The following is a 13,725-nucleotide window of genomic DNA, read 5'->3' as shown; positions in this document are numbered from 1 at the left end:
ACGGGTGTGCCTCGACATCTTCGTGGAAGGTGTCGAAACGGGTGTACCTCGACATCTTCGTGGAAGGTGTCGACACGGGTGTACCTCGACATCTTCGTGGAAGGTGTCGAAACGAGTGTGCCTCGGATTGAAAGGTTCGACACAAAAAAAAGCACCGTCCCAGGTGCGACAGTACTTTTAGCAACGATCATTAAGAATAAACACTTTTAGTGCTTCTTTATCTTCAGCTGAGGACTCTCTTTCTAGAAGACCCAATCCATATCCTATCATATACATTTTCTGTTGGAATGGGGCTAGTTGCTGTCCATAATCTAATTCAAATTGCTGTAATGAAAGCTGTGTTTGTTTATATACGTCTTTTATATTAATGTTTGTAGAAATAATGCCTTCTCTCATCTATTCTCTCCCCTTCTAAACTAATCTCTTACAGAATAACACAATTCACTTCAAAAAAATGTCATTACCACCGGTTTTCACTCGACAAATAGTGACACAAATTGCCATATTCCAGACATATTTATGACGTTTTCCCCATGACTATTGGTTTCGACTCGACACCTTCGATTCGACACCTTCCACGAACGTGTCGAAACAATAGTAATGCTATTCTTCAACGAAAATAGTGTATGCTTTCTTTTTTTCTAACAAACTTCCATCGTAATTCTGCAAAACCTCATTGAGGTTAATATAAATTGGGGGAATTATTGTATGGTTCTTGTAAAACGAGTAACTACTCCAGGGGTAATGCTCGGGTTTTTTAACTATTTTGGCTTTGAGGGGATTTAAGTGAATATATTTACTAACTGTTAATAAACCTTCTCTTGAATAGATGGGGCTAGAAAAATAGCTTTTTTCAAAGACATGTCCACTAAAGCAGTATTTATTATTAAAATAAGTGGCGTATCTTCTATTCAAAAGATACATAAAATTGGAAATGGGTAGAGAGCTTGTCTGAAGAATTAAGTGATAGTGATTGTTCATCAAACAAAATGAAGGTATTTTATAGGGGACTTCCTTGTACAACTGATCAATTATATAGAGAAACGTGGAATAGTCCTCTTGTTTTCGAAAAAGAACCTCTTGCCTTACTCCTTTAGATACTACATGGTAATAGAGTTCTTGTTTTAGTATTCTTGAATTCCTTGACATAATTGGTTCCTAATCCTTTCTTATGCAATTTTATTATTAATGAACAAGAGAATCTGAAGGGGAATGAGCGGAAAGAAAAACTAGGTGTCTAATGTAATAGTAGCGAATTGCCACAACATGTCAAGCATAAATTCGACACCTTCTATGAACATGTCGAATCCTTACCTTTTCGACACCTTCTATGAACATGTCGAATCCTTACCTTTTCGACACCTTCTATGAACATGTCGAATTCGAATTAACATGTCGGATTCGAAGGTGTCGAATTCGCTCATCTGCAAACTAAATAAAAAACGAAATACCCGAGGGCTTTCGTTTTTTATTTGTGCGTTTGTTATTTTACTTCGACCCAGCCATTTTTAATTGCGACAACGACGGCTTGGGTACGGTCGTTTACGTTCATTTTTTGAAGGATGTTACTTACATGGTTTTTAACTGTTTTTTCACTAATGTACAGTGCGTCACCGATTCCTCTGTTGCTCTTTCCGTCTGCGAGGAGTTGCAGCACTTCACATTCACGACGTGTTAGGATATGTAATGGTCGGCGAATTTCGAGTTGTTGGTAGCCACCAGCATTTGCTTGTCCGTCCGCTGATAGTCTACGGAATTCTTTAACTAGGTTGTGCGTAACTTTTGGATGTAAATAAGAACCTCCATCAGCTACAACTTTGACTGCTTCTACTAGTGAATCTGCATCCATTTCTTTTAATAGGTAACCATTTGCACCTGATTTTAGTGCATGAGTTACGTAGCTTTCATCATCATGTATGGATAAGATAATTACTTTTGTCTTTGGATTTGCTTCAATCAACTGTCTTGTTGCTTCAACTCCATTAATATTTGGCATATTAATGTCCATGATAACAACATCTGGATTGTTTGCTTGAACTAGTTCTACCGCTTCATCACCGTCGTCACCTTCAGCAACTACCTCAAAGCTAGATTCAAAATCTAGAATACGTTTTACTCCTTCACGGAATAATTGGTGATCATCAATAATTACAATGCTAGTCTTCATGCTTACGCCTCCCCTTTTCATTCTGACAACTGCCAGAAAACTCGTCAATAAGTCTTTTGTATTGTTTTAATTCCAATTTTTACTGATTTAATGGGACTTGTATCATAACTATAGCTCCTGCACCTTTTTTTGAATCTATAGTGATTTCTCCTTCTAGCAATTCAACCCGTTCTTTCATGCCAATGATTCCAAAGGATTGTTGCGGTTTAACAGAAGGATCAAACCCCTTACCATTGTCCTTAATGACAACAGTAACGTGGCCCCTTCCTATTTCTAATTTAACTTGGATGTGGCTTGCGCCTGAATGCTTAAGTGAATTGCTTACAGCCTCTTGAACTAAGCGAAATAAAGCAACTTCAAATTTAGTTGGGAGCCTTTTTTCGGGTCCTATATTAGCAAATGAAATTTTAGTTTCACCATTATATTCTTCGATTGTTGATAGGTATTTTTTGAGGGTCGGAATTAAACCTAGATCATCTAAAGCCATTGGTCTTAAGTCATAAATGATTCTTCGGACCTCGTATAAGGCAGAATGAACCATTTTCCGAAGGTCTCTAATTTCCTTAAACCCATCTTCATTACCCTTTTCGCGAAATACACGGTCGATCAATTGCGATCTCATCATCACATTTGCAAGCATTTGTGCTGGGCCGTCATGGATTTCACGTGAGAGACGGCGTCGTTCTTCTTCTTGAGCCTCAATAATTCGAAAGCCAAAATCTTGTTTTTGTTTCGCATCCTCAAGCATTTCACCGACCTGGCGCATATCACTTGTAAGGTAATTTAACACAACACTAATTTGCCCGACAAGATGTTCAGCACGTTGAATTGTTTCCTGTAGGCCCAGTAATCTTCGTTCAAGTTCATCTCGTCGTTCACGGAGCTGCTTTTCTTTTTCCCTAATAATTGTTAAATCCATCTGTAATTTATGTGCTTTTTCATAGGCATCACGAATTTCAATTTCAGAAAACTTATTAAAGTCACCACTAACCTCAGATAAACGATTTCTAGCGAATCTTGCATATACTTCGAGCTTGTCCCCTTCATTAATAACATTCAGAACCTTTTCTTTAATATCCTTCAATTCTTCCGTTAAACTGGTATATTGTTTCCGAGTTTCTTCGCCAATTTTAAAAATTTCACCTTTACTATGATCAACGGTTGTTACCATTTTCTCTAATATCTTGTCTAACATCTGGCTATCGATTTTTTTGGTGGACAAGTACCCCACCTCCACTCTGACTTTTTTAGGAAAAAGCGTTCACTTGTCAATTAAGATTATTCTATAAAGTTACTTAATAATTGATGTAAAAAATTTGTCGTTCTATAATAAAACAATACGACAATTTTTGCATTTATAAAAGGGTAGCAAACTCGTACTATATAGGAGGTGTACCCATCATGCTTACTCACTATTATACAGTAAAAGGCTATGGGGAACATGAAATTGTTATACAAAAATCACGATTTATTGCATACGTTAATCGCGCAACAACCGAGGAAGAAGCTCAAGCCTTCATCCAGGAGATCAAGAAACTTAATTCGAATGCTACACATAATTGCTCTGCCTATTTGATTGGTGAAAGTGATCAGATTCAAAAAGCAAATGATGACGGAGAACCGAGTGGGACCGCTGGTGTGCCAATTCTTGAGGTTTTGAAAAAAAAGCAGTTAAAAGACACGGTTGTAGTCATAACTCGCTACTTTGGTGGAATAAAATTAGGTGCAGGTGGATTAATTCGTGCATATGGAAAATCAACTTCAGAAGGACTTAATAAAACAGGTATCGTTGAAAGAAAATTAATGCGAGTAATCCACACAAAAATTGACTATACATGGCTAGGTAAAGTCGAAAATGAACTGCGCTCATCTACCTATCAATTAAAAGACATCAACTATCTTGAAGATGTAGAAGTTGAAACCTATGTGGAGGAAGGTCAAAAACAAAACCTCATCAACTGGATGACAGAATTAACAAACGGGAAAGGTAATATTTCTGAGGGAATTGTCACATATTTAGAAGAAGATGTGGAGTAAAAATTACTAGTATTCCACTCAAGTTGAAAAATTATACATTCCTTTAAAAATTTCCATTTACGAATTTTAATAACGTGGTAAAATGGAGTTTGATGTAGATTTTTGAAGAAACTTGTCTAAAAACTTTTCTTATAAAGGAGAAATTCAATGTCTAACAATAGACGCTATCATAAAGTACAACGAAAAAAGAAAAGTCGGAGAAGAATCATGACTTGGATATTGCTACCCTTTTTAATCATTTTAATAAGTGGGGCAACATATGCAACATTGCTACTGGAAAAAGCAGAGTCAAAAGTTGAGGAATCCTATGAGGAGATTAGGCCTGAAAAAATAAAGCCTAACCCCAAAAATGAGAATATCTCTATTTTATTTATGGGGGTAGACGACAGCAGTTCGCGAAATTATAATGAATCTGCCCGTACAGATGCACTTGTTTTAGCTACATTTAATGAAAAAGATAAATCAATAAAGATGACTAGCATACCTCGTGATTCATATGTTTATCAGCCACTTCGCGATACCTATGACAAAATCACTCATGCTCATGCATATGACGGTGTAAAGGGTACTCTAGAGACAGTAGAAAATCTTTTTGAAATCGATGTTGACTATTATGTAAAAATGAACTTTTACGCTTTTATTGATGTTGTTGATGCTTTAGGTGGGATAGAGTATGATGTACCATTTAATATATCTGAAAAAGATGCCGAAGATAGGAACAATGCCATTTTTATCCCTAAAGGCCAACAAGAGTTAACAGGTGAGCAAGCACTTGCTCTTGCACGCACAAGAAAATATGATAGTGATTTAGAACGAGGCAAGCGTCAACAAGAAATTCTTAAAGCGATTGTAAAAAAAGGCACAACGGTTGGCTCGATTGGAAAATATGGTGATGTTATTGATGCACTAGGTGATAACATGAAGACAAACCTGTCATTTGATGAAATGAAATCATTTTTGGGTTACGTGTCCGGAACTAGCCTTAATATACAATCCATGGATTTAAAAGGTGAAGACGACTATATGAACCGGGTGTACTACTACAAAATCGATGAAGCTTCATTAGAGGAAATAAAACAAACCTTTAAAAATCATTTATCTTTAAATTCTCAAAGTGTAAGCGATGATAGTAATACCTACGCTACGGATAATCCTTAAAAAAGATAACAACTAACTTTAAAAGCAAGTCGTTCATCATTTGATGTGCGACTTGCTTTTTTTTGAGGGACAAAAAAACCAGACAGATAACAGTTCTGTCTGGTTTATATCATTATTTTTTTACATTTACATATCTTCTTGGGCTAAACATTTTTAATATTGGACGATAATTTTTATCAACCAACCCAATCTTCTCTACAATTAATTCTACTGCTAACAATAATATTGTTATAACAAGGAGCGATCCCCACATTGTTGTTAGTGTGAATATGATTGCTGCTAAACCAAATATGGCACTCATTCCATAAATCATTAATACCGTTTGACGGTGACTATAACCTAAATTCAACAAACAGTGATGTAAATGAGATTTGTCTGGTGCAGATAATGGTTGTTTATTTACGATACGGCGTATAATAGCAAAGAACGTATCGGAAATAGGTACTCCAAGAATGATCACAGGAACAATTAATGAGATAACTGTTATATTTTTAAATCCTAAAAGGGAAAGAACAGCTATCATGTATCCTAAAAACAATGCTCCCGTATCACCCATGAATATTTTTGCTGGGTGGAAATTATAGGCTAAAAACCCTACGGTACTGCCTAAAAGGATAAGTCCCATTGTAACAACAAAGACATCACCTTTTAAGATAGCCATACCAGAAATGGTAATAAGCGCTATTGAAGATACTCCAGCTGCCAATCCATCTAATCCATCAATCAGGTTAATGGCATTTGTAATTCCCACAATCCATAAGATCGTTAGAGGTATACTAAAATATCCAAATTCGAGTTGTCCACCAAATGGTAAATTAATGAACTCAACTTGTACTCCACCTAGAACTACTACAAATGCAGCTAAAAGCTGGCCACCTAGTTTTATTTTAGCTGACAGTTCAAACATGTCATCTAAAATACCAGTTATAATTATTATCAAGCTTCCAATAATAATTGGAAGTGCATCAGAATCGTTTGGACGGGTGACTAATAAACCAACTACAAAGCTGATGTATATCGCTAAACCCCCGAGACGTGGCATTACTTTTTGATGTACTTTACGTTGATTTGGTTTATCTGTAGCACCAATTTTAATTGCCAACTTTTTAACGAGAGGAGTCACTAATATCGATGTAATAAAACAAATCAACAAGGTCAAATAAAGCATGTAGACCCTCCTTAATATTATCATAACCATTTGTGATCAATTATCTTCAATAAATTTGAATAAATTTCAGTAAACTTTGGAAAGAATATTAATGAATGATTCCACAGTGCATTATAGCATATCTATATAAACTCAGAAACAATTATTTTTTAAAATACTATAATGTAACTAGTTAAATGGTATATTAGTAATAAACTCAACTAACCTCCCTTCCTAAAAAGCCCTTACTTAAATACCCTTTTATTATAGACGTAATATATATTCTAAAAGTTTCATAGAGACAATCATACTAAATATTGTCATTTCGTTAAAAGTAGCCACATGATATACTAAAGAAGAATTTTAACTAAGGAGCGTATTGACATATGCTATCGATTATTAAAAAGACTTTCGGCGACACAAACCAACGTCGCATAAAAAAATACCAAAAAATTGTGGATCAAATAAATCAACTTGAGGATAGTATTGCAAAATTAACAGATGATGAGCTAAAGGCAAAGACACCATATTTGAAAGAACAACTGGCGAATGGAAAAACTGCTAAAGATATTAGAAGCGAAGCCTTTGCAGTTGTACGTGAGGCTTCTAAAAGAGTTCTTGGTATGCGTCATTTTGATGTACAGTTAATTGGAGGGCTTGTTTTAACCGAAGGTAATATTGCTGAAATGCCTACAGGTGAAGGCAAGACTCTGGTTGCGTCCTTACCAAGTTATCTACGTGCTTTAGAAGGTAAAGGAGTACATGTTATCACAGTAAACGATTATCTTGCAAAACGTGATAAAGACATGATAGGAAAAATCCATGAGTTTCTAGGGCTAACAGTTGGACTCAACATTCCAATGATTTCTCCGGTAGAGAAGCAAGCCGCATACGAAGCCGACATTACATATGGAATTGGTACTGAATTCGGCTTCGATTATTTACGTGATAATATGGTTACAGATACTGCTCAACGTGTGCAACGGCCATACCATTTTGCGATCATAGATGAGGTAGATAGTGTTTTAGTAGATGAAGCAAAAACTCCGCTTATTATAGCAGGAAAAATGCAATCTAACTCAGATCTTCACTACATTGGTGCTCAATTAGCTAAAAAATTTAAACTAGATGTAGATTACACCTTTGATGAAGAGACAAAAGCCACCAGCTTAACTGATGAAGGTATTGAGAAAGTTGAAAAAGCATTTGGTGTCGATAACCTTTATGAATTAGAACATCAAACATTGTATCATTATATGATCCAAGCACTAAGAGCACGCGTTATGTTCGAACGTGATGTCGATTATATTGTAAATGAAGATGCAATCAAGCTTGTAGATATGTTTACCGGGCGTATTATGGAAGGACGGACCCTGAGTGATGGTCTTCACCAGGCAATCGAAGCTAAAGAAGGACTAGCTATAACCGATGAAAATAAAACGCAAGCTTCCATTACTATACAAAACTATTTTAGAATGTATCCTTTTTTATCCGGAATGACTGGTACAGCTAAAACAGAAGAAAAAGAATTTCAACACGTTTATGGGATGGATGTCGTGCAAATACCAACAAACAAACCAGTAATACGTACTGATATGTCTGACAAAATATATACCACAAAACAAGAGAAATACATGGCTGTTGTAAAAGACGTAAAAGAACGACATGCCAAGGGTCAACCTGTCTTGATTGGTACAACATCCATTCTTCAGTCAGAAAAAGTAGCTGAGTATTTGGCTAAAGAAAAACTACCTTATGAGATATTAAATGCAAAAAGTGTAGAGCAGGAGGTTCGCTTAATTTCTTTAGCTGGACAACAAGGACATATCACGATTGCTACAAATATGGCTGGACGTGGTACGGATATTCTACTGGGAGAAGGGGTAGCAGACCTTGGTGGACTACATGTTATTGGAACGGAACGCCATGAAAGCAGACGGGTCGACAATCAGTTAAAAGGGCGTGCAGGACGACAAGGCGACCCTGGATCGAGTCAGTTTATTATTTCCCTTGAAGATGATATGTTCCGACGTTTCGCAAAAGAAGAACTTGAAAAGCTTAAACCAACAGCTAAATCCGATGATTTGGGCCAAATTCAAAATAGAAATATCCATGAGTTTGTTGACAGAGTTCAACGCATTGTAGAAGGCTCTTACTTTTCAATGCGTGAATATAATCTAAAGCTTGATGATGTCATAAATGAGCAGCGTAATGTTATCTATCATATTAGAAATAAAGCTTTAGAAGAAAAAGACCTAATTTCGGTTGTAGTTCCTATGATTAGGACTACTGCATATGATTTAATCGATAGATATTGCGACGAAGATATGTTACCTGAAGAATGGAATCTAAACGAACTTGCAAATGATTTACAAGTCATTACTGGAAAATCTACCCTTTCATTTGGTGAGATAACTGATAGAAAAGATATCGAAAAAGTTGTTGAGGAAGCACTGTATAATTATATTGAGGGCGTTTCTACTTACCAAAACAATGAAAGTTTACACAAGATTTTAAAACAGATTATTCCAATGGCAATTGATATAAATTGGGTCAAGCACCTAGAAAATATGACTCGCCTTAAAGAAGGCATAGGAATGCGTCACTATCAGCAAGAAGACCCTATGCGTTTGTATCAAAAAGAAGGGTTAGAGCTATTTTCAAATACACACAAAAACATAGAAAAAGAAATTAGTATTCAATTTACACGTATCATAAGACAACTTATGCAAGATGAAATTCAATAGTTATTACTTCTAGTAGCTGTGTGTTTATTCGTCCCACTAAAGATTATCGTTTTATATAGTCGATTGATTTTAAATAAAGTCGAATCACAATCAATGTAGACTTGCTAAAAAAGGGGAAATTTTAATGCTTTCATTCTTTAATAAAAATAAAAATGCAAAGATAAATAAAACAGGTGAAGACAGTACAATATCTTCACAAGAATTACTTAATGAACAAGAAGAAAATACAGTTGAAGCTGAAGTAGAGACAACACTATCCCTGCACCCTACTTGGACTATCTCTACTGAACAACAATATGTGTACCGATATTTAAGTAATGAACTTCAACCACTAAAACCTAATCAAATCTCCATAGCTGGAGTTGAAGTAAACAAGGATAACGATAACCTAGTTGTTACAGCATTTATAAGAAATAGCTTAGCAAAACCAATTAAAATGGAGTCTACTACTCTTTTATTAATAGGGACAAATAACGAAAAGCTTGCAAAAAAAGAATTTGACCTGTCAGTTTTAGGTGAAATCCCTGCAAAAAGTAACCGTCCATGGCACTTTGTGTTTGAAAAGACTTCGTTATTCATAAATAATTTTCCAGATAAAGGATGGAAACTAGCGTTTGAACTTAAATCTAAAACAACACATGAATTAGATTTAGAAGAAAGCTGGGAGAAAAGCTTAGCAGAAGAAGAAAAGCTAAAACTAAAAGAAATGGTAGAAAAACTTGAACCACCCAAATCTGGAGAAATAAATTTCTTAGGTCTGCAAATTAAACAAGTCGATAATAACGACCTCCATGTTACAGTTTTAATTAGAAATGGAAATGATAAAGGTATTAAACTTGAACAGATTCCATTACAAATTGAGGATGCAAACGGCGAAATTATTGCTAAAGGCGGATTTAAATTAGATAATTTCCAGGTGAACCCTAACACTAGTAAACCTTGGACATTTATTTTCCCTAGCACACTAGTCACAAAGGAAAATCCCGATTTATCTAAATGGCAAGCCTATCCGGTTCAAAAATAAGTTACAAAAGGTCAATTCCATTACCGGGATTGACCTTTTCTTTTACATATTTGCAAGGTTACAAACCTTAATCTTATATTTTGTTGTCATCCTATCCCTACCTTGCTTGTCATATCTCCTTAATTTGATCTTGGGAATGCTATCTCTTAGCTCCCTATTGGGTTCCAAACAAAGCCTTATCTTTAAAATGCAAAAGACCATTCACTGCAACAGCAATAAATGGTCTTTGTTTGGCTTATTTCGTTAAACTACGATATAAGAATAAACTATATTGTACTCTAGTAACAGCATCTGCGGGTCTGTACGTTTTATCAGGAAAGCCCTCAGTAATTTTTTCAGTATATAATGCTGAGATCGCATCGTACCCGAAGCTTCCTTTTCTAACGTCTGTAAAAATAGCCTCAGATGAGCCTTGTAATTTGAATGCACGCTGTAAGATAACAGCCATCTCTGCCCTTGTTAAAGGTGAATTCGGATCAAAGGTATCCGCACTCTTTCCATTCATTATCTTTGCTGCTGTTACAGCAGCCACCTCTTTGTAAAAACGGTTATCCTGACTTATATCTTTATATTTTACTTTCGGAGCATTTTCAGTATCCAACTTCAATGCTCTTGATAATAAGATTGCCGCATCTAAACGTTTCAATTGAACAGAAGGCTTAAACTCGCCATTCGGATAACCAGAAATGACATTTCTGTCAGACAGATATTTTATTTCATTGTATGAAGGATACGTACTTGGAACATCCTTATAAATTGGCTCTTCATAGCTTGCATTATAAACAGCTTGTAGTTTATCTAAATAAATCGTTCCTTTTCCTTGTTTACTAACAGCCGGTTCTACTAAATAGATTTGATTGAATTTAATCGGTAGCGCTATACCACTTGGAATATTTGCTTTTACATATTTCCAGCCGGTCCAGTTTAACCCACCTTCTTCAGTAAAGTTAATTGTGTGTTCCTTGCCAGCGCCATCAGTAATTTTTCCTCTTAACCAATGTGCATTTCCATCACCAAATACCCATAATCCTAAATAAAGTGGACGTTCTATTAACGTTATTGGTTTTTTAGCATTAACATAGGTTGCCGCTGTACCATTTTGTTCTGGTAAAAACTCATATTGAAGCTTTGCCGATCCATTAGCCTGGATAATAGGTTCTGTAGACTTACTTGGTTCCAAAACACCTGTTGCCCGGACTGAATTAGTTGACCAATTTTCAATACTGTCGAAGCTTTCAAAAATAAGAGTATCTACGCCAACTTGGACAGGGATTTTAACACTAGTATTTCCGTATGTTGCGGTTATCGTTCCTTCCCCTTTTACATCCCTGGCTTGAAATATACCATCGGGTGAAACAGTCCCTAATTGGTTAGAAACTGACCACTTAATGAGCTTAGGATCAAAAACTAATTCATTATTGTCAGAATCGTACGCTTTAACAGTTAGTTTTTGACTTCCAGATTTAATCATACTAACTGAAGTTGGACTCACACTAAAATTAGAGATACTATCAACAACAGTTACCGGGAGATTAATTGATGCGGTACCATAAGTAGCCGTGATGTTGCCTTGTCCCGCTTTTGTTGCTGTGAATGATTTTCCTGATGCTGTTCCAATTGAACTATCTGCTGAAATAGCTAGTTTGCTAGAATCAATGATTAATGAATTATAGTATTGATCTAAAATATAGTTAACTTGCACATCAACAGATGAACCTTTTACAATTTTACCTTGTTTACCTAGTATTGCTGAAATTGTCTTTGGTTCTCCAATCGGAGCAGAACTAATTGCTTGTAATGTTGTAGATACAGCTCTTTCTCTGCCATCTGATGGAGAGTTAGCAAGTGACGCAGTTTGGTCACCATATTTACGAGCTACCATAGTCGTTGAACCACCACCATCAAGGTTCAGTGCTTTATAGGCTCCAATCTTAACAAGATATTCTGCAAATTCTTTTAAGTTCATGCCTTGGCTGTATCCAGACTGCCTACCATCAACCGTAACAAAAAAGACTTTAGTTAAACTTTTGTCAACAGCAACCGCAGTTCTTGGTGCTCTTTCTTTTGCTCTTGAACTGTTTTCATCAATAGAAAGTTCTACTTTTCCGTTATTAACAAGCATTGGACCACTAGCTAACATGAATTTAGAATCTTGCCATTTATCATCGATAGCTATTGAAACTGTGACTGTTTCTCCAACCTTCATGTTTTTTATCGACGCTAGGCTTGCTCCATGGGCGGAAAGTACAAAACCATCTTCTGGTATAGGAGTATTACTAGGATCACCATATGGTTTAACTTGGCTGACAGTTCCTGTAATCACATCTCCAAAAGATAAATTTTGGTTTTTTGAAGACCCAGTTATTACAACTTCCATTCCATATTGATTAGAATTTGTATTTTCACCATATTCAGGTGTGTAAACTATTAAATTATCATTCGTTCTTACTTTATTAATACTAGTAATCTTCGAAGCTACATTATTATATAGTAACGAAAGATTTAAGGTATACTGATCAATTAATGCCTTACCGTCTGAGGTTACCCCAAAGGCAATTGGTTCATTCACATATTGATCCCTACCAGAAGAAACAATCCCTGCATTAATTAACTCATTATTATACGAAATTAAATACATCGGAAGTCTGGTTTGAGTATCGTAAAAGCCAGCATTAATTGCACCCACCACTTGATGGCCTTGGCTACTGTTTTGGATCGCTTGCTTTGAAGTCGTAGCTATCGTATTTAAAGGATTAGGTAAACCTACATCTAGCTGTGTAAATGAATCTTGTAAATCTACTTCCATTATCCTTAAGGATTGATCAAGATTATTGATCTTTTCTTGTTTTACATTATATTTTACACCTGTTGACACTTGGAAATTATCATTTGTCACTTCAGCTAACACGGAATTCCCGGCAAATACATTGATTCCCAATTGTATAAATAGTGTAGCAACTATGACAATCGACAATAGTTTCTTAGTTTGTCTCACTAGATTTCCCCCTATGGTCGGTATTATGTACTTTTATATTTTTAGGTACATAACAGTTTTATCATAGTTTCATAGATTTTGTCGAATGGTATTGTAACTATTTGTAAAAATCTGTAGATAGTACATTAGACCTAAAGGATTGTACTATAGGGCTTTAACTAGTAGTTTCATTAACTTATATAATCAAGTATTAAATTTTGCCCTTCAATTTTTAAAAAAAATAGACCCTATTTAGAGTCTATCTTCGCAAGAAAGGAAAGGAGAATATTCACCAACCTCTATAGCTTATCGCTTTATTATTTTTGCCAAATTACTAAGCATTTAAACCTATAATCCTATCAAGACCTAACCACATTATCTAATCAAACGTTTGTTTAAATTTTTCAACCCCTTGATATGATTGGTCTAAAGGGCATTAATCAAACGTTTGTTTAAAAAAAGATATATTTT

Annotated in this window: 10 protein-coding genes; 4 read left to right on the top strand and 6 right to left on the bottom strand. The window is 35.5% G+C overall.

Features of this window, described 5'->3' with window-relative positions; all coding sequences use genetic code 11:
• Positions 1-177: 177 nt before the first annotated feature.
• The 4 genes from PY093_RS04970 to PY093_RS04955 form a co-directional block, all read right to left on the bottom strand.
• Positions 178-396, bottom strand: coding sequence for a hypothetical protein (locus tag PY093_RS04970; protein WP_275644770.1), 219 nt, complete (start codon positions 394-396; stop codon positions 178-180).
• Between the two features lie 207 nt (positions 397-603).
• On the bottom strand, positions 604-1,149 hold the full coding sequence (locus tag PY093_RS04965; protein ID WP_275644769.1) for a transposase: 546 nt from the start codon (positions 1,147-1,149) through the stop codon (positions 604-606).
• Positions 1,150-1,483: 334 nt separating this feature from the next.
• The gene (locus PY093_RS04960) at positions 1,484-2,167 is read right to left on the bottom strand and encodes a response regulator (RefSeq protein ID WP_275644768.1); all 684 of its coding nucleotides are present in this window, start codon (positions 2,165-2,167) and stop codon (positions 1,484-1,486) included.
• Between the two features lie 79 nt (positions 2,168-2,246).
• Positions 2,247-3,389, bottom strand: coding sequence for a sensor histidine kinase (locus tag PY093_RS04955; RefSeq protein ID WP_275644767.1), 1,143 nt, complete (start codon positions 3,387-3,389; stop codon positions 2,247-2,249).
• Between the two features lie 179 nt (positions 3,390-3,568).
• Here PY093_RS04955 and PY093_RS04950 point away from each other — a divergent pair, with 179 nt between their 5' ends.
• Positions 3,569-4,204: a YigZ family protein gene (locus PY093_RS04950; protein WP_275644766.1), complete on the top strand. Its 636-nt coding sequence runs from the start codon at positions 3,569-3,571 to the stop codon at positions 4,202-4,204.
• Between the two features lie 147 nt (positions 4,205-4,351).
• Entirely contained in the window at positions 4,352-5,362 is a 1,011-nt protein-coding gene (locus tag PY093_RS04945; protein WP_275644765.1) for an LCP family protein, read from the top strand.
• Between the two features lie 112 nt (positions 5,363-5,474).
• Here PY093_RS04945 and PY093_RS04940 read toward each other — a convergent pair whose 3' ends face one another.
• Positions 5,475-6,530, bottom strand: coding sequence for a glycosyltransferase family 4 protein (locus PY093_RS04940; RefSeq protein WP_275644764.1), 1,056 nt, complete (start codon positions 6,528-6,530; stop codon positions 5,475-5,477).
• Between the two features lie 365 nt (positions 6,531-6,895).
• Between PY093_RS04940 and secA2 the strand changes: the two genes are divergently transcribed.
• Together secA2 and PY093_RS04930 are read left to right on the top strand one after the other, a co-directional pair.
• Positions 6,896-9,256 (top strand): accessory Sec system translocase SecA2, encoded by a 2,361-nt coding sequence (secA2, locus tag PY093_RS04935; protein WP_275644763.1) that lies wholly within the window; start codon positions 6,896-6,898, stop codon positions 9,254-9,256.
• A gap of 124 nt (positions 9,257-9,380) precedes the next feature.
• Entirely contained in the window at positions 9,381-10,280 is a 900-nt protein-coding gene (locus PY093_RS04930; protein WP_275644762.1) for an accessory Sec system S-layer assembly protein, read from the top strand.
• 235 nt (positions 10,281-10,515) lie between these two features.
• Here PY093_RS04930 and PY093_RS04925 read toward each other — a convergent pair whose 3' ends face one another.
• On the bottom strand, positions 10,516-13,275 hold the full coding sequence (locus PY093_RS04925) for a phosphodiester glycosidase family protein (protein WP_275644761.1): 2,760 nt from the start codon (positions 13,273-13,275) through the stop codon (positions 10,516-10,518).
• Positions 13,276-13,725: the final 450 nt, after the last annotated feature.

Source organism: Cytobacillus sp. S13-E01, from assembly GCF_029193815.1.
Classification (GTDB): Bacteria; Bacillota; Bacilli; order Bacillales; family Bacillaceae_L; genus Bacillus_BV.
Note: the sequence above shows the minus strand (reverse complement) of the source record. Positions and strands in the feature narration are given on the sequence as shown.